Origin of the sequence: Planococcus sp. CP5-4_YE (assembly GCF_019042655.1) — a bacterium.
Classification (GTDB): Bacteria; Bacillota; Bacilli; order Bacillales_A; family Planococcaceae; genus Planococcus.
Genome location: NZ_JAHPZO010000019.1, coordinates 12,623 through 30,765 on the forward strand (window position 1 = coordinate 12,623; position 18,143 = coordinate 30,765).

Genomic DNA, 18,143 nt, shown 5'->3' on the forward strand with positions numbered 1-18,143 from the left:
TATGAATCCTAAAAAACAACAAATCATCAGTGCCGCCCATCATTTGTTCATCAAGAAAGGGTATAACGCCTCGTCCATACAAGACATTCTGGATGAAGCTGGCATTTCTAAAGGCACTTTTTATAATTATTTCACTTCAAAATCGGAATGTCTCATCGCTTTAATGGAGTCAATCGCTGAAGATATCCGGGCAGCGCGCATCTCTATCGCTTTTGGGGAGTCCCCGAGCGACCCCGATCTTTTCGCCAAACAGCTCGCTATCCGCATCCGCATGAATCACGAGAAGAACTTGTTTTCTTTGTATGAAAGCATTTTCTACTCACAAGATGAGGAATTGAAAGCTTTTGGAAAAAGCCAGTATATTCTGGAATTGCAGTGGTTAAGCAGCCGGATCATCGATTTATTCGGCGACAAAGCGCGGCCCTATGCACTTGAAAACGCCGCTATCGCAAATGGTGCACTCCAACAATTAATGCACGTATGGCGCTTTGGCACTGAACAGCAGCTGCCGCTCGAAGAACTGACCGTCTATATTGTGCACCGCATGAAACAAGCGGTTGAGATTCAATTGAAAGATGGCAAGCGATTTCTCTCTGACGGCCTATTGGCCCAGCACCAGCAACAGCCGACCTTATCTGACAGCGCCCATCAATTGCTAGCATTCGCAGAACAGGCGGAAAATGACGACGTCAAACAATTGCTGACATTCCTCGTCCATGAACTGAAAGCTGAACACCCGCGCAACGCCATTCTTGACAGTGTGCTGACTTCATTGGGCAAAAATACAGAGTCCGAGGCAGAACTGCAGATATTGCTTGAACAAGTGTGGCGCCAAATCAAATAAAAAAATCCCCTTCCCAAGTTTTTTACAAGGGAAGGGGATTTTTTTATTTGGGGCGCCTCCTCCCCGCTGTTGCTTGTTCAAAAGCATATGCATATTCGATTAGCTTCGGTTCATCGAATGCCTGTCCGGCAAACGTGATGCCGAACGGTTCACCTAAGGCCGTCAATCCCGAAGGCACCGTGATCGAAGGGAACCCGGCCGCTGCCCCGATATTGCATCCGAAATCCTTAGGCAGCAGAAGAGCATCGACGCCGGCTTGCTGAAGATGCTTATTCATGCCTTGTTCAGCCGCTAGGAAGCGGTTGCGTTCGAGCGCCTCGACATATTCTCGCTCCGTCAAGTTTCCGCTCATGCCATCAGCTTGCTCTAGTAGATTCTGGCCGAATTTCAACATCCGTTCCGCATGCTCTTTATTGTATGAAATGATGTCACTCATCGAACGGATCCGGTGGTTGGGGTTCGAGCGCGCCAAATAGGCATTCAAGTCTGCCTTAAATTCATGGAGCAGCACCGCAAAACCGAGATCTTCCTGATCGGCGCCAAGGTCGAATTCCTTGATAACAGCGCCACATGCACGCAATTGTTCTATTGCTTTTTCAAATACTTCGGACTGCTCGTCCGTTATATCCGTATACAATTGACGATCCACACCGAATACAGCGCCAGACAACCCGTCTTCTTTCAAATGCTGCTGCCAATTATAGTCCTTGAACTGTTCAGCAAACCGTGTAATTTCGTCTTCTGGGTCTGTTCCGATCAACGCCGCGAATACTGCCACTGCATCTTCTACCGTACGTGCAAGCGGCCCGGCCGTGTCTTGCGTATGTGATAAGGGAATGATGCCTGTGCGGCTGATGAGCCCGATCGTCGGTTTGATGCCGACTAGGCTGTTCTGGGCCGCCGGGTTGATGATTGACCCGGAAGTTTCCGTCCCGACCGCAGCGGAAGCCAAATTCGAAGCCACTCCAGCTGCCGATCCTGAGCTCGATCCACCGACATCGAAGGCACCATAAGGGTTTTTCACTTGGCCGCCGCGCGAGCTATAGCCGTTGGTCATTTTATCGCTCATGAAATTTGCCCACTCGGTCATATTCGTTTTTCCGAGGATGATTGCGCCAGCCGCATGTAAATTTTCCACTATTTTCGCATCGCGCAGCGCATAATGATCTGCCATCGCGAACGACCCTGCGCTTGTGTGCATTTTGTCGCCGGTGTCCATATTGTCTTTCACTAATAGAGGGATGCCATGTAGTTTCGAGCGCGGCCCTTTATGCTTTCGCTCAAAATCCAATGCTTGTGCAGTGAGCAAGGCGTCCGGATTGATCTCGAGCACGGCATAAGTATTTTTATCGCGCAGCGAAATATTTTCTTTGTACATGAGCACGAGTTCTTCCGACGTCAGATTGCCTGTTTCCATTTCTTTTTGCAATTGGGCAATCGTCATTTCGTCAAGCTTATTTTCGCGGTAGTTTTCCAGTTTCTGATGATGCATGCCTGTTCCTCCCACATGGTGCAAAATAAGCCCATTTTGCAGGGCCATAGATATCTAAAAAAGCCTGAGCTCATGAGCTTAGGCTTTTATCGGTATATTCCTTTAACAGTTCATATAAGGACAGTTCATAAAGCTGCCTGCCGTTGATCTTGAAGACATTCTTTGAAACGAGCTCATCAATGACCATCGACCGTTTGTCTTCGAATTTCGACGCGGGTATGTGTTCCATCGTGCTTCTTCTCTCCTTGCAGATAGTATCACTATTTCTATACCCGAAACGATCACAGCCTAAAACCTGCCAAAAGAAAAACTGCCGATAATTTTTTTCGTCGTCCTCGTTTCGACAAATTTCAATTCATGCTTTGTCTGGATAGCGCTCCTGCAAATACGCTACTGCATTGCGGATTAATTCTTTCAGCACTTCCGGATCGATATCGCTGAGCTTATTGATGTAGATGCAGGATTTTCCTGTTGTACATTTTCCCAGACGCTCAAGCGCATCCGGCTCTTTTTCTGCACAGCCTGTCAGGTATAAGCTGATTTTCGCTTTGCGCGGGGAAAATCCAGCGAGCGGTGCATCGCCTTCATGGCCGGTCGCATAGCGATAATGATAAGAACCGAAACCGATGATGCTGTCTCCCCACATCTTCGCTGGATGGCCGGTCGCTTGTTCAAAAATTTCCAGCAGCCGGTAAGCATCTTCTTTTTTTGACGGCTTTTCGACCGACTCGATAAATTCGATGACACTGCCTTCATGCTCTTTCGTTTTTTGTTCGTACATTTCCAGATCTCCTCCTTTAAGCTCTCCACCCTACTTCTCTGCGCAACGCCTATTGTCCTGTTTTCGCACGAAACGCTAGCAAAAGGAGGCGGCTGCTCATTCATTTTCCTCTAGCTTGAAATCAAAATGAAAAACGTCTTCCCGCGTGCCGAGTGAACTGTACAGTTTCACGGCAGCCGTGTCCACGGGGTCCGCCTGGACAAATACGATCCATGCGCCTAGATCCTGCGCTTCGGCTTGGACAAACTGAATCAGCCCGGTCGCGATTTTTCTCCTGCGATATTTGGTAGCCACTGCTAAATCATAGATGTATACTTCCTTCCGCTGCTGCTCGAATTTATCCAGCACGTATGCGACAAGCCCGCCTGCAAGTTCGCCACCGGACAATGCGGTGCATACCAAGACATGTTCCTTTGCCAATAACGATAGGAGGTAGCTATCAGACGGCGGATTTCCAAGATACGTCTCTTTTTCCTCAAAGGCATCCGCAAACAAAGCATTCAATTCCCTGAATTGCTCCAGCGACTGAGTATCACTGGCCAGCCGTTTAAATTGGATGTTCGACATGTCTCCCACTCCCTTTGCGATGTCACACGCTGACTTGCCATTTCCTAACCCTCGTATGGGCCGCTGAAGCGTTCCACCAATTCCTCGATCTGCTGTTGCCTTTTTTTATTGGACCAATTGATGATCGCAGTGGAATTAACGACTACCCCTTTCGCTTCAAGCAATGTTGTCATTTCTAATATTGCCCTATTGCCGCCCAGCCATTTATAGCGAAATTGCTGCGTCAAGAAGCATGGCGCCTGCGCATGCCTAATATCTGGAATTTTTCCCACGTACGTTATAAACCCCAGACATAGCGTGAATCCCTGTACCAAGGCCCCAAAAATCAAAGCATCAAACCCTGCTGTTTGCGGCAGTGAATCCAATTGTACATCTGTCGGGTTTTTCCGGATTTGTCCCTTTCAGATTTTGCATCCTCATCACCCGCGCTTCGTGTCCCCGGCTTGCAACTTTTCACGAAGCCGGTCACCGACAAGCAAAGTGTGGCCGGTCTGGGAATGCGCGATTACCCCGATTTTCATACCGTTCCCTCCTTCGATGAAGCATCTGCCACTTGCTTTTGATGCTTCATCACTCATTGCTTGACTACTTCTTTGCCTCCTAGTCTATTCCTTCCACCTAAAGTCCCTAGTTTCGTTTTCCTCTTCCATAATAAAACCCCCAATGCTGTTCAAAGAACAAGCATTAGGGGGTTATATTTTTTTACATTTAATTCCATTTATCAATAAAAATTAGCTTCTTGTCAGCCAAGCAACGCATTCGACATGGGTCGTCTGCGGGAACATATCGACAGGCTGGACTTCCTGCGTCCGGTAGCCGCCATCTTCCAAGATGCGCAAATCGCGAGCCAGCGTCGCCGGATTGCAGGAGACGTAGACGATGCGCTCTGGCTTCTGTTCAAGCATCGTCTGCAAGAGCGCTTCATCGCAACCTTTTCGCGGCGGGTCGACGACAAGCACATCGGCTTCTTTCCCGTCTTTATACCAGCGCGGAATGACTTCTTCGGCGGGACCTGCTTCGAATAAAGTATTCGTGAAGCCGTTCAAATCGGCATTGCGTTTGGCGTCTTCGATCGCCTGCGGGACGATCTCGACACCCATGACGAATTTTGCGCGCTGTGCAAGGAACAACGAAATCGTGCCGATGCCGCAATACGCATCGATCACCGTTTCCGTTCCTGTCAGCCCCGCGTAATCAAGCGCCTGCCCGTACAGCACTTCTGTCTGTTCCGGATTAACTTGATAGAATGACCGCGCAGAGATCTCGAAGCGCACATCGCCAATGCGGTCTTCGATGATGTCTTTGCCCCATAGATTGATCGTTTCATTCCCGAAAATGACATTGGTCTTTTCTGGGTTGACGTTCTGCATGATCGACGTCACGTCCGGCAATGCCGCACGGACCGCTTCCACTGCGCGCTCTGCTTGCGGGAATTTCTGCTTCTTCGTCACCAATACAACCATCAATTCGCCCGTCACACGCCCTTTGCGCAGGACCACATGGCGCAGCATGCCGCGATGCGTCTTTTCTTCATAAGGCTCGATGCCCATGTCCTGCAAATTGCGCTTGAGCGACGCCATCAAAACATCCGCTTCCGGCGTTTGGATCAAGCAGATATCGGTATCGGCAATGCGGTGTGAGCGCGGCTGGTAAAAACCGGCGACGACACGGCCGTCATCAAGCCCGAACGGAATCTGTGATTTATTGCGGTAGCGCCACGGATTGTCCATGCCTTTGACCGGATGGACCGGCACATCCGGCAGTTTGCCAAGACGCGCCATCGCATCGCGTACGACTTTTTCTTTGTATTTCAATTGGCCCTCGTAGGAAAGATGCTGCAATTGGCAGCCGCCGCAAATCTCAAATACCGGGCACGGCGCGTCGATACGGTCTGCGGATTTCTCTTCAATCGAGATGAGTTTCGCAAAGCCGTAGGATTTCAAGGTTTTCAGCACATGTACTGTGACCGTCTCGCCAGGCAATGCCTCTTTGATAAACAGCGGATAGCCGTCCACTTTAGCGACGCCGGCGCCGTCATGCGTCAAGTCTTCAACATAGACCGACAAGCGGTCATTTTTCGTTACTGGTTTCATTACGTTCACTCCATTTCACATTGATTCATTGTACCATATCCGCTTTTTAAGCAGTAAAAAACTGCGGCGGGAATTCCCGCCACAGCTTTATTTTTTGTCTTTCGTTACCGGGCCATCTTTCAGCGATATCCAGAAACCAACGGCAATCGCCAGGATGATCACCAGAAACGGCGCATAGAAAATGAAGAAATCATTCATCTTTCACAGCCTCCTTAGGCATGATAATCCGATTTCCCTTTGACGTAATCTTTGTCAAACAAGAACAAGCGGAATAATAGGTAAAGCGACGGCAACAATAGCCCAAGCCCAGCGATAAAGGCAATGATCAAGGCGATCGCCATCGATTCATTCGTGAAGCTATCGTAAATCGTCAAATGCGGATACAACAAATACGGGTAATGCGACGCTCCGTAGGCAAAAAACGCGGTAAAGAACTGGCCGACGAGCAAGATGAACGCCAAGCCGTAATTGCGCTTTTTCCAGATCAAAAATACGGTGCCGAGGAACAACAGGAACGATAGCGCGAACATCCACCACAGATCGAGCAAGCTCGCGTAATGTTCCGGGTTATGCCCGCGAAGTTCGAAGATGATGCCGGTCGCAGTGACGATCGTCGGGCCTGCCCACACTAATGCGTATTTCCGCACCAATTGAGTCGCCTTTATGTCTCCCGCTTTGTGTGCATACCATGTCAAGAACACAGCGGAAATATAAAGCACCGCTGCAATGCTCAAGACGACGATGCTCCACATCAACGGGCTTGTAAAAAGTGCCCAGTAATCAAGCGAAGGCTGGCCGCCTTCAAGGCGCATGAAGCCGCCTTCTGAAATGGCCAGCACCGGCGACAGCGCCGCCGGAAGCATCAGCCCCGATAAGCCGTACATATAGATATAGCCGCGGTGGTCAATCTTCGCGCCGTAAGTAGCGAACGCATAATAAGAACCACGCACTGCCAGCAAAATAAGCGCGATACTCGCCGGAACGAGCAATGTCGTACCGTAATAGAACGCTGTCTGCGGGAAGAACCCGATGATGCCGACGAAGAAGAACACGAAAAAGACGTTCGTCACTTCCCATACCGGCGACAGATAGCGCTGGATGATGCCTGTCAGAATATGCTGCTTGTCGGAAAAAGCACTATAGGCGTTAAAGAATCCAGCGCCGAAGTCAATCGACGCCACGATAACGTAAAGGAACAAAAACAGCCAGAGAACGGAAATCCCGATAATCTCGAGTGTCATTATTCACCACCGCCTTTTACGGATTCACGCTGTGCCAATTCCTTCTCGACCGGATTGCGTTTGTACATGCGTGACAAGACGACAACCGTCCCAATCCCGAGAATGACATAGAGGCCGGCGAACAACACGATCATCAAATCGACTTGCCCGCTTGTCGTGGCCCCTTCACTGGTCTTCATGTAGCCGCGCAAGATCCACGGCTGCCTGCCGACTTCCGTGAACCACCAGCCGGCCTGTATCGCGAGCATGGCAAGCGGCCCGCTCAGCATGGTCAGCCAACGGAACCATTGTTTCGTGACAATGGACCAGCCGCGCCACGCTCCGACAACGTATACGAAGGAGAAGAACGCAAGCCACATGCCGAGTGTGACCATCGTATCGAAGAGGTAATGGATCCACAGCGGCGGAATTTCATCTTCCGGGAAATCATTCAAACCGATGACTTCACCGCTCGGTACCCCGTGCGCCAAAATACTCAGCGCGTATGGAATGCGGATCGCGTATTTCGGCTCTTCGCCATCCAACACACCAAACAGCACTAGTTCGGCTTCAGATCCTGTTTCAAAATGCCATTCAGCAGCTGCCAGTTTCTCTGGCTGATACTCGGCCAAGTATTTCCCTGAAAAGTCGCCGATGATGGCGGTCGCAACTGAAAAGACCAGCGCGAGCTTCATTGTCAGGAACAATGCTTTTTTGTGGTAAATATGATTCGAGCCACGCAGCAAACGGAAAGCTGCGATTGACGCCAATATGAACGCGCTCGTCATGAACGCGGTCGACAGGACGTGTGCCACTTTCGTCGGCACGGCCGGGCTGAACATCGCGAGCAATGGGCTCACGTTGACCAACTCCCCGTTCAACACGTCAAATCCTTGCGGCGCGTTCATGAATGAATTGACAATAGTGATGAATACCGAGGAAGCAGCCGCTCCGAGCGCAACCGGAATCAGCAATAGAAAATGCTTGCGCTGGTCTTCAAAACGGTCCCACGTATACAAATAGATTCCGAGGAAAATCGCTTCAAAGAAAAACGCGAAGACTTCCATGAACAGCGGAAGCGCAATGACGTTCCCTGCCATTTGCATAAAGTTCGGCCACAATAATGATAATTGCAGCCCGATTGCGGTGCCGGTTACGACCCCGACCGCTACCGTGATAACAAATCCTCTCGCCCAGCGCCGTGCTAGGAGAATGTAATGTTCGTCTTTTTTTCTGATCCCGACCCATTGGGCGATCATGATCATGAGCGGGACCCCTACACCGATCGTCGCGTAAATGATGTGGAAAGATAGGGTCATCAAGGTCAGTATCCGGCTCATTAAGGCCGTATCTTCAAATCCCAAATTTCTCGTCCCCTTTACTTGGGCAATTGTACTGCCCGTTATATGTCTTATTGTACCTCAAAGCCCCCCCTATAAACTTCTGCGAGGCATCCGATTCCGCGCGATGTTTGAATAAGCTGTGACAAAATGAAAACATCTCCATTGAAATTTTGCTGAATTTTTAGTATTCTATAATGAACAAAAGAAAAGGATGATTCATATGGAAACAAGCAGAAAGGTATTTGCCTATATCACTAGAGGCGAAGAACACAACCGAGAATTGCTCGTATTCGAGTATAAAGGCGAACCCGAAGTTGGACTGCAAGTGCCCGGCGGAACGATTGGGGAAGACGAATTATTGATTGATGCCCTATACCGCGAAGTAAAAGAAGAGACCGGCCTGCCGCGCGATGTGCTGGAATTCGTCGGGAAAATCCACAAATACAATTACTACCCGGCGCATAAAGACAAAGCGTACGAGCGCAACATCTTCCATTTTGAATACACCGGCGAAAAAATCGACCAATTCGAACATACCATCAAAAGCAAGGGGCGCGATAATGGCCTTGTCGTACAGTACCGCTGGGAGCCAATTGAAGGCTTGCCGAAACTTGCAGCTGACCAGGACGAAGCCATCGAATTGCTGGAATACTGATCTATTCAAAAAAAGCGAACCACTCATCCCCATCCGGGTTGAGCGGTTCGCTTTTTATTTGCGGTCTTTTTCTTTGATGTACTCCAGCGGCACGAACATTTCAATATGGCGCTCCAGATTTTCGAAGGTAGCCGGCAAAATGCCGCCGAACTCGCCATCTAGGTTCAACAATACGCGTTCATTGGAAGTCACCGAAATCTTGCTCGCTTTTACATACAACACATGCGGGTCGGATAAATGCTCTCCGCGAAGCGCAAGTGATGCCACACGGATAAATTCCGCCATATTCAATTCCTTCAGGATGAGCAAGGTGAATTTGCCGTCGTTGATGCTGGCGTCCGGCGCCAATTTTTCAAAACCGCCGACGGAATTGGTCAAGCCGATTAAAAACATCATTGCTTTGTCGTCAAACACTTGCCCATCGTATTCGATGCGGACACGGGAAGAGCGAATCGAAGGAATCATCTCGATGCCTTTCAAATAATACGCCAACTGGCCAAGCACCGTTTTGAGCTTGCTCGGAACTTCATATGTCAACTCCGTCAAGCGCCCGCCCCCGGCAATATTGACGAAATAGCGGTCATCGTTCATAACCCCGATATCGACAGGAATCGATTCGCCTTTGATGATGATATCGACAGCTCGGTTGATGTCGCGTGGAATGCGCACAGCCCGTGCAAAGTCATTGGTTGTGCCCATAGGAATCAGGCCCACTTTCGGTCGTTCGGGATATTTGGCGATGCCGGAAACGACTTCATTAAGTGTCCCGTCCCCACCGACTGCTACCACCAGATCAAATTTGCGCTCGACCGCATGCTCTGCCGCTTTCACAGCGTCCCCCTCACATGTGGTTGCATGGCAGGACGTTTCGTATCCTGCAATCTCCATTTTTTCCAACACTTCCGGTAAGTGGCGGCGGAACAGTTCCCTGCCGGATGTCGGGTTATAAATTATGCGTGCTCGTTTCATCGGATTCAGCCTTTCTGGACCATTCTATAGAAACAGGACATGACAGGGCTGCAGAAAGTTCCCGCGGACGGGCATTCTGCAGCCAACTGTCTGTATAGTGTTACGCCAAACTTTTTTGCAAGCTCTTGCGAATGTCTTCGTACGTATCTTGCCAGAGCTCTGGATCGGACGTGAAACGGTCCGATATTTCCCCAATGGTGGTTTTCCAATGCAATTCGTATTGATGATCTTCTTTTTCAGGAAGTTTCGCTTTCTTTTCGTCGACCATCTGCTGAACTCTCGGCGAACGCGGCCCCCAAGATCCCTTCACTTCTCCATTCTCTGAAAGGAAAATATATTTCGGAATCGATTTGCCTCCGTTCGTCAAATAGCGGTCCATCAGCTCCGGATTATCGTCGCGGTAAACGCAGCGGACTTCCATATCCGCTGCTTCCGCCAACTTCCGGAGAATCGGGTTGACCATCATCGCATCACCGCACCAATCTTCGGTAATCGCCAAGATATTCAATTCCTGCTGTTTCAGCATATCGATAAATTCCGGATCGTCCGGCAGTTCGAATTTTTCATAGATTGCGTAAGTTTTTTCCTGATTGGATTCCATCTGCGCCATATATTTCTCTAGCGTGATGGCGTGCTCAAAATATTCCAGTTCCGTCATCATTCTATCACGTCTCCTTACAAAACAGTTTACCTGTTCTTTTCCCTTTGCGGCAAACTTTTAAGCAAAAAGCTATGGAATTGTTCCAATTAACGCTACATTTCTTTGCTATCTGCTGTTTTCGGAACAGAATGTCGAGACTTGAGTTGGACAAGTGAGCGAAATGAATAATCCATAGTATATTTCATCACGAGATAGCCGCCTACCGCTTGGGGCTGGCCTCTTGCAATAAGCCAAGAAGAACACTTGTCTCATTGCTTCGGCTCGCCCTTGTGCGCGGTTCGGCTTTTGGATTTCATTGGATGTTGTGTGCGAGGAAGTATCGCTGTTGATCGTGTTTATCCGCTAGTGTCGACGCTTAGCTGGACTTGATAGCGAAATGAATCGTCCATTGATTATTTCATCGTAAAGCAGCCGCCTCCCGCTTTGGGCTGGCCTCTTGCAATAAGCCAAGAAGAACGCTTGTCTCATTGCTTCGGCTCGCCCTTGTGCGCGGTTCGGCTTTTAGATTTCATTGGATGTTGTGTGCGAGCAAGTATCGCTGTTGATTGTCAGCATCCATTGGTGAAGACGCCTAGCTAGACTTAATATTAAGGATGATTCATCTTTTCCACTCATTTATAGAACATATCAAAACTGTTCATATAATTTCAATGCAGAAAACATTTTTTCCATTCTATACCTGGAGATGGAGCGGAAAGGGGCGACTCCGGGAGGATTAGCGAGACAATTGAGACCCTGCAAGCGAATACGCGAAAGGCATTAAGCGGATTCGTTTGCGAAGCTCGAACATCGTGAGAGTTGAGCAGGCCTGGTTTTGCATAGCGATCGAAGCGGCTCAATGAATGAATGAGCGAGGTGAACCGAGTCCATTCATTTGCGACGCATCTGTATGCAGATGTGGGAGCACAAGGGTTTAGCCCTCCGGAAAGCGTCCCCTTAAAGCGGAATCTTAATCAATAATATTCCTCATTAAACTTCGAACTTCCCGAATCCACTTCACTAAAATAAACCACAAAAAAAGGATGGCTGAGTGAGCCATCCTTTTTTTGATTAACGTTTCGCGATTTCCTCTAGGAGGATTTTGTTTAAGAGCGGCGGGTTGGCCTGCCCTTTTGTCGCTTTCATGATTTGCCCGACGAGGAAGCCGATTGCGCGGTCTTTCCCGTTCTTATAATCTTCGATCGACTGCGGATTGGCATCCAAAGTATTGGTGACGTACTCGAGCAATACCTTTTCGTCCGAGATCTGCACCAAGCCTTGTGCTTTGACGATCTTGTTCGCGTCGCCGCCTTTTTCGATCAATTCTTTAAAGACTTTTTTGGCGATTTTCGAAGAAATCGTGCCTTCGCCGATCAATTTGATCATGCCGGCAAGTCCTTCTGGCGTCAGTTCCGTATCCTCTAGCTCTTTATTCTGTGCATTGAGGTAAGCGGACACTTCGCCCATCAGCCAGTTCGATGCCAGTTTCGCATCGGCTCCAGCTTTGACAGTCGCTTCGAAGAAATCGGAAATCGGCTTCTGCAAAGTCAATACCATGGCATCGTAAGACGACAAGCCAAGTTCTGATACGTAGCGGGCTTTGCGGGCATCCGGAAGTTCAGGGATTTCTGCGCGCACGCGCTCGAGCCATGCATCGTCGATGACGATATCAACCAGGTCCGGTTCCGGGAAGTAACGGTAATCATCCGAACCTTCCTTGATGCGCATCAGCAAGGTTTTGCCAGTTGATTCATCATAGCGGCGTGTTTCCTGCTCGATGATGCCGCCTGCAAGCAATACTTGCTCTTGGCGGATCTGTTCGTGCTCCAAGCCTTTTTTAACGAAGTTGAACGAGTTCAAGTTCTTCAGCTCAGTTTTTGTGCCGAATTCATCACGGCCGTATGGGCGCAAGGAGATATTCGCGTCGCAGCGTAGCGAGCCTTCTTCCATGCGCACATCGGAAACGCCTGTGTATTGGATGATCGATTTGATTTTCTCCAAATACGCATACGCTTCTTCCGGCGTGCGGATGTCCGGCTCCGAAACGATTTCGATCAATGGCGTGCCTTGGCGGTTAAAATCGACAAGAGAATGGCCATTGCCCGTATGTGTCAACTTGCCGGCATCTTCTTCCATATGAAGACGCGTAATGCCGATGCGTTTTTTCTCGCCGTTCACTTCGATTTCTAGCCAGCCGTGTTCGCCGATCGGCTGATCAAACTGGGAAATTTGGTAAGCTTTCGGGTTATCCGGATAGAAATAGTTTTTGCGGTCGAATTTGGTGTGGCGCGTAATCTCGCAGTTTAAAGCCAGTGCCGCTTTCATCGCCCAATCGACAGCCGTTTTATTGACGACAGGCAAGACCCCAGGGTAGCCAAGGTCGATGACGTTCGTGTTGGTATTTGGTTCAGCACCAAAATGTGCCGGGGAAGGTGAGAACATTTTGGATTCCGTCTTCAGTTCGACGTGGACTTCAAGCCCGATAATCGTTTCGAAATTCATTGTGCGGCTCCCTCCCATGTTTGCGGTGTTTCTTTATGGAATCCGGTCGCCTGCTCATAGGCATCCGCGACGCGGTAGACGGTTTCTTCATCGAAATAATTGCCGATAATCTGCAAGCCCAGCGGCAAGCCGTTGTCAAATCCGCAAGGGACAGAGATGGCTGGAACGCCTGCTAGGTTGACAGGAATCGTCAAGATGTCGTTTGCATACATCGTCAACGGGTCATCGATAATTTCACCAATCTTGAATGCCGGCGTCGGCGTTGTCGGCCCGACGATAACATCGAAGTTTTCGAAGGCTTTATCGAAATCCTGTTTGATCAAAGTACGCACTTTTTGCGCTTTTTTATAGTAAGCGTCGTAATAGCCGGAGCTGAGTGCGTAAGTTCCGAGCATGATGCGGCGCTTCACTTCGTCGCCAAAGCCTTCAGAGCGCGTGTTCATATAGAACTCAAGCAAGCTGCCGGCTTTTTCTGTACGGTAGCCGTAGCGGATGCCGTCGAAACGGGACAAGTTGGACGATGCTTCAGATGAAGCCAAGATGTAATAAGTGGAAAGCGCGTATTTGGAGTGCGGCAAGGAAATCTCTTCCCATGTTGCGCCTTGTTCTTCCAATACTTTTAACGCATCTTTCACAGCTTGTTTCGATGCTTCGCTGACGCCTTCTGCGAAATATTCTTTCGGCACGCCGATGCGAAGGCCTTGGATATCGCCAGTCAGTGCCGCTGTGAAGTCAGGCACTTCAACGTTAGCAGACGTTGAATCTTTTTCATCGTGCCCGGAAATAGCGTTCAACAACAAAGCATTGTCTTTGACAGTGCGCGTGATCGGACCGATCTGGTCGAATGATGACGCATAAGCGATCAACCCGAAACGGGAAACACGCCCGTATGTCGGCTTCATGCCGACGACGCCGCAAAAAGCAGCCGGCTGACGGATCGATCCGCCTGTATCGGAACCGAGTGTGAATGGAACTTCGCCTGCTGCTACAGCCGCAGCTGAACCGCCCGACGAACCGCCTGGAACGGTTTCCAGGTTCCATGGGTTTTTCGTATTTTTATAATAAGAGTTTTCATTGGAAGAACCCATGGCGAATTCATCCATATTCAATTTCCCGACAATGACCATGCCGGCTGCGCGCAATTTATCCACAACCGTTGCATTGTAGATCGGGTTAAAGCCTTTCAGGATCAAGCTTGATGCTGTCGTCTCCAATCCTTCCGTGACGATATTATCCTTCACGCCGATCGGCAGTCCGAAAAGTGGGCTGCGTTCCCCCGTATCCGCTTGGTCCATTTCAGCCGCTTGTTTTGTCGCCTGCTCTTCATTCAAAGCTAAAAAGGCATCTACTTTCGGGTCCAATTCCTTGATGCGCTTGAATGTCGCTTCCGTCAAATCCGCAATCGACAATTCTTTACTATGTAGTAATTCCTGCAATTCGTTTGCAGTTTTATCAGCTAACTTCATCTGTTCTCCTCCTCACAATCAGTCTAGAATCGTTGGCACACGCACTTGTCCGCCTTCGTGCTCTTTTACGTTTTTCATTACTGTTTCACGCGGCAAGCCTTCGATCGACTTGTCTTCGCGCATCACATTGACCAGCGGCAATACATGTGTTGTCGGTTCTACATTTTCCGTATCCAATTCATTGAGCAATTCCATCGCATTGGTGATCGCTTCCAATTGATCCGCAAAATGCACAGCTTCCTCATCGGTAATTGCTAAACGCGCCAAGTGGGCCACTTCGATTACTTCTTCTTTTGTCATTTTCGCCATTTTCTACACCTCCGGATTCAATAAACATACGGTCTATCATACCATTTTTCTAAAAAAATGAATAGAGACAGCCAGCTGGCTGCCCCTTTAAATTGCACACTTACTCGTAAATATGGACAACCGGTTCCGTTTCCCCGGCTTTCCGTAAAATGAGTGCTTCCGCGCCATTGGTCGACGTGACGTTCACTTCAATCTGGATATCGTCCGGGAAATGATCCAAGATCAGGCCGGTGACATATTGCGTAAAGCCGATCACTTCAGCCGAGCCATAAAACTGGATCGGGATTTCGATTTTCATCTCCTGCAATTGGCCGCTTTGATAAAAGCCTTTGCCGATGACGCTAGTGAAATTCGAGAAGTACAATTCGACATCTTGCTTGAAATTGCGAAATGCCGTATCAATATCCCGGTATTGCTCGTCCGTCCCGGAAGTCGGGAATACGACATACTCTTCGTCGACATCATTCCAGTTCGCCACTTCCGTCTCGCCTTTCGGGGAAGCGCCATAAGAGAAATACGTGCCGGGCGTCATCGCGTTGCGGCTATTTTGCGCAAATAAAGCGACGAGGATCGGCACATCCGCCATTCCTTCTTTCTCCCTTAAGCGCTTGACAATTTCATCAGCCATCCGCTTGCCCTCTGACACGATTTGTTCCTGGGGGATAGACTCCTCATAAGGGATGTTATCTGTCGAACTATAATATACCGTATTCATGGCAAGCCCGATGGACACCCCACCGAGACGGATTTTGTCTTCCTCGGTTTTGACCAGGTAATTTTGCTCAAGGATATGCGCCAGCAGTTCCGGTTGCGGGCGTTCGCCCCCGTCGGTCTCCGCTTGGCTGCGGCCATCCTCCGGGTTTAGCCCTTGAGGATTATCTTTGCTTTCGCGTTGGAGCCACAGCGAAGCTTCTTCATCGGTGATTTTTTGGCCTTCCTGGAAATAATAATCATCCGGTGAGAACTGCTGCTGTGACAGGCGCAATAGGCCGTGCTCCGCTTCTTTGATGTCATAGCGCGAATTCAGGCGGCTGACGATTTTTCCGCGGGTGGCGCTTTGCTTATAAGGCAACAGCGTCCGGTAATATTGATCATCCAATTGCATGCTCGGGATGATCGCTGTTTCCGCCTCTTCTTGTTCTGTGTTGATCACTTCCGCCTCGTCATTTCCGGAAGGGACACATCCCGAAAGCAGCAATATGCTGATCGGAATCCACCAAATGCGTTTCATATGCTAATCTCCTTATTCGTTCAATTCCATAAGCAGGCGTTCTTCATTCCACACTTCCACGCCGAGATCTTGTGCCTTGTCGAGCTTGGAACCGGCTTCTTCGCCGGCGATCAGCAAATCGGTTTTCTTACTGATGCTGCCTGTCAATTTGCCGCCGAGCGCTTCGATCCGAGCGCCGGCTTCCTGGCGGGTCATGTTTTCCAATTTCCCGGTCAGCACGATTTTTTTGCCGGCAAACGCATTGGCACCTTCTTCCACGCGAATGATCGTACCTGTATAGGATAGATTGACGCCGCGCTCGCGTAAACGTTCCACAAGTGCCAAAACTTCTTCTTTTTCAAAATACGTCACGACGGCATCTGCCATTTTATCGCCGATTTCATGGATGGCAATCAATTGTTCCAGGCTTGCCTGCATCAACTGATCCAACGAGCCGAAATGTTCCGACAGGATGCGCGCACCGCGTTCACCGACGTGGCGGATGCCGAGGCCGAATAACAGCCGTTCCATCGAATTGCTCTTGGAGGCTTCGATCGCCTCGATCAGGTTGGTCGCGGATTTATCGCCCATGCGCTCAAGAGTCATCAATTGCTCTTTCGTCAAAGCATAGAGGTCCGAAATATCCTGGATAAGCCCTTCTCGATATAATTGCTCGATCACTTTCTCGCCGAGGCCGTCGACGTTCATCGCATTGCGCGAAACAAAGTGGATCATGCCTTCGACGATTTGCGCCGGGCATTTCGGGTTGACGCAGCGCAGCGCCACTTCCCCTTCAATGCGCACCAGTTCACTTGCGCATGCTGGACATTCGGTCGGCATTTCAAACGGCTGTTCATCGCCGGAACGCATTTCGATCAGCGCTTTGACGACTTCGGGAATGATATCACCCGCTTTTCGGATGATGACTTTATCATTGATGCGGATGTCGCGCTCCCGAATCAAGTCTTCATTATGGAGGGATGCACGCTGCACTGTAGTGCCCGCAACTGCTACCGGTTCCAAAATGGCTGTCGGCGTGACGACGCCGGTTCGGCCGATACTCAGCTCGATATCACGTACGGTCGTCATCACTTCTTCTGCCGGGAATTTATAGGCGGTTGCCCATTTCGGGCTTTTCGCCGTAAATCCGAGATCTTGCTGATGGAGAAAGCGGTTGACTTTGATGACGATGCCATCGATTTCATAGCTCAACTGGTTGCGCCCGTCCGTCCACTGTTCAATGTATGCAAGCACTTCTTCCACCGAGCGGCAAACTTTCCGCTCGCCGTTCGTTTTAAAACCGAGATCCGTCAAATATTGAAGCGACTCGTCATGGTTGTTTAAGCCGTAAGTTTCCCCGTCTCCGCCAATGCCATAGATGAAGACATCCAAATTGCGCTTGGCGGCAATTTTCGAATCCAATTGGCGCAAAGAACCGGTTGCGGCATTTCGCGGGTTGGCGAATAATTCTTCGCCCCGCTCTTCGCGATCTTCGTTAAGTGCATGGAATGATTTTTTCGGCATGAACACTTCGCCGCGCACTTCGATCGACACCGGCTCTTTTAATTTCAGCGGAATCGAGCGGACTGTGCGCAGGTTGACCGTAATGTCTTCCCCGACACGGCCGTCGCCGCGCGTCAAGCCGCGCACGAATTTGCCGTTCTCGTAATGAAGCGAAACGGCCAGGCCGTCAATCTTCAGTTCGCACACATACTCCACCGAGTCCCCGGCACCGCCGCGCACACGTTTATCGAAATCACGCAAATCTTCTTCATTGAAGACATTCGACAAACTGAGCATCGGCCGCTCGTGGCGGACTTTCTCGAAATTCGACAAGGGTGTCCCGCCGACCCGCTGTGTTGGGGAGTCCGGGAAAATCAAGTCGGGATATAAATTTTCCAGTTCGATCAATTCGTTGAGCAATTGATCGTACACGGCATCCGGCACGCTTGGCTTATCGAGCACATAATAGGCATGCCCGTAGTTCCGGAGCAATTCATTCAATTCGGTTACACGTTCTTCAGCTTTGATGCGGTCCATTCAAGTTCCTCC

The 18,143-nt window shown here is 49.7% G+C and carries 18 protein-coding genes; 2 read left to right on the forward strand and 16 right to left on the reverse strand.

The window, feature by feature from the left end; genetic code table 11:
• Position 1 precedes the first annotated feature (1 nt).
• Positions 2-844 (forward strand): TetR/AcrR family transcriptional regulator, encoded by an 843-nt coding sequence (locus KTG14_RS15775; RefSeq protein WP_216971791.1) that lies wholly within the window; start codon positions 2-4, stop codon positions 842-844.
• Between the two features lie 43 nt (positions 845-887).
• Here the strand turns inward: KTG14_RS15775 and KTG14_RS15780 are convergent, their stop codons facing one another.
• The 9 genes from KTG14_RS15780 to KTG14_RS15815 all read right to left on the reverse strand — a co-directional run bounded on the left by KTG14_RS15780 (position 888) and on the right by KTG14_RS15815 (position 8,361).
• Entirely contained in the window at positions 888-2,336 is a 1,449-nt protein-coding gene (locus KTG14_RS15780) for an amidase family protein (protein WP_216971792.1), read from the reverse strand.
• Between the two features lie 70 nt (positions 2,337-2,406).
• Complete coding sequence (gene fbpA, locus KTG14_RS15785; RefSeq protein ID WP_216971793.1) at positions 2,407-2,565, reverse strand: Fur-regulated basic protein FbpA; 159 nt, start codon at positions 2,563-2,565, stop codon at positions 2,407-2,409.
• 126 nt (positions 2,566-2,691) lie between these two features.
• Entirely contained in the window at positions 2,692-3,117 is a 426-nt protein-coding gene (locus KTG14_RS15790) for a DUF1801 domain-containing protein (protein ID WP_216971794.1), read from the reverse strand.
• A gap of 96 nt (positions 3,118-3,213) precedes the next feature.
• Positions 3,214-3,684 carry a GNAT family N-acetyltransferase gene (locus tag KTG14_RS15795; protein WP_216971795.1) on the reverse strand — a complete coding sequence of 157 codons (471 nt, stop codon included), beginning with the start codon at positions 3,682-3,684 and terminating at the stop codon, positions 3,214-3,216.
• Positions 3,685-3,728: 44 nt separating this feature from the next.
• On the reverse strand, positions 3,729-3,911 hold the full coding sequence (locus tag KTG14_RS15800) for a hypothetical protein (protein ID WP_216971796.1): 183 nt from the start codon (positions 3,909-3,911) through the stop codon (positions 3,729-3,731).
• A 504-nt stretch (positions 3,912-4,415) separates the two neighbouring features.
• Positions 4,416-5,777: a 23S rRNA (uracil(1939)-C(5))-methyltransferase RlmD gene (gene rlmD, locus KTG14_RS15805; RefSeq protein ID WP_216971797.1), complete on the reverse strand. Its 1,362-nt coding sequence runs from the start codon at positions 5,775-5,777 to the stop codon at positions 4,416-4,418.
• An 87-nt stretch (positions 5,778-5,864) separates the two neighbouring features.
• A complete protein-coding gene (cydS, locus tag KTG14_RS18120) occupies positions 5,865-5,975 on the reverse strand; it encodes a cytochrome bd oxidase small subunit CydS family protein (RefSeq protein ID WP_374703198.1) in 111 nt (36 codons plus the stop codon).
• 14 nt (positions 5,976-5,989) lie between these two features.
• Positions 5,990-7,018 (reverse strand): cytochrome d ubiquinol oxidase subunit II, encoded by a 1,029-nt coding sequence (locus KTG14_RS15810; RefSeq protein WP_216971798.1) that lies wholly within the window; start codon positions 7,016-7,018, stop codon positions 5,990-5,992.
• Complete coding sequence (locus KTG14_RS15815) at positions 7,018-8,361, reverse strand: cytochrome ubiquinol oxidase subunit I (RefSeq protein WP_216971799.1); 1,344 nt, start codon at positions 8,359-8,361, stop codon at positions 7,018-7,020. Before KTG14_RS15815 ends, KTG14_RS15810 begins: the two co-directional genes overlap by 1 nt.
• Before the next feature lie 199 nt (positions 8,362-8,560).
• Here KTG14_RS15815 and KTG14_RS15820 point away from each other — a divergent pair, with 199 nt between their 5' ends.
• Positions 8,561-8,995, forward strand: coding sequence for an NUDIX hydrolase (locus KTG14_RS15820; protein WP_216971800.1), 435 nt, complete (start codon positions 8,561-8,563; stop codon positions 8,993-8,995).
• A gap of 54 nt (positions 8,996-9,049) precedes the next feature.
• On the opposite strand, the gene KTG14_RS15825 is transcribed toward KTG14_RS15820, so the two are convergent.
• The 7 genes from KTG14_RS15825 to ligA form a co-directional block, all read right to left on the reverse strand.
• Positions 9,050-9,964, reverse strand: coding sequence for a diacylglycerol kinase (locus KTG14_RS15825; protein WP_216971801.1), 915 nt, complete (start codon positions 9,962-9,964; stop codon positions 9,050-9,052).
• 100 nt (positions 9,965-10,064) lie between these two features.
• On the reverse strand, positions 10,065-10,625 hold the full coding sequence (locus KTG14_RS15830) for a thioredoxin family protein (RefSeq protein WP_216971802.1): 561 nt from the start codon (positions 10,623-10,625) through the stop codon (positions 10,065-10,067).
• Between the two features lie 1,050 nt (positions 10,626-11,675).
• On the reverse strand, positions 11,676-13,106 hold the full coding sequence (gene gatB / locus KTG14_RS15835; protein WP_216971803.1) for an Asp-tRNA(Asn)/Glu-tRNA(Gln) amidotransferase subunit GatB: 1,431 nt from the start codon (positions 13,104-13,106) through the stop codon (positions 11,676-11,678).
• Entirely contained in the window at positions 13,103-14,572 is a 1,470-nt protein-coding gene (gene gatA, locus KTG14_RS15840; protein ID WP_216971804.1) for an Asp-tRNA(Asn)/Glu-tRNA(Gln) amidotransferase subunit GatA, read from the reverse strand. The genes gatB and gatA overlap by 4 nt, the downstream gene beginning before the upstream one ends.
• Positions 14,573-14,590: 18 nt before the next feature.
• Entirely contained in the window at positions 14,591-14,881 is a 291-nt protein-coding gene (gene gatC / locus KTG14_RS15845) for an Asp-tRNA(Asn)/Glu-tRNA(Gln) amidotransferase subunit GatC (RefSeq protein WP_216971805.1), read from the reverse strand.
• A 100-nt stretch (positions 14,882-14,981) separates the two neighbouring features.
• The gene (locus KTG14_RS15850) at positions 14,982-16,112 is read right to left on the reverse strand and encodes a CamS family sex pheromone protein (RefSeq protein WP_216971806.1); all 1,131 of its coding nucleotides are present in this window, start codon (positions 16,110-16,112) and stop codon (positions 14,982-14,984) included.
• A gap of 12 nt (positions 16,113-16,124) precedes the next feature.
• Positions 16,125-18,131 carry an NAD-dependent DNA ligase LigA gene (gene ligA, locus KTG14_RS15855; RefSeq protein ID WP_216971807.1) on the reverse strand — a complete coding sequence of 669 codons (2,007 nt, stop codon included), beginning with the start codon at positions 18,129-18,131 and terminating at the stop codon, positions 16,125-16,127.
• Positions 18,132-18,143: the final 12 nt, after the last annotated feature.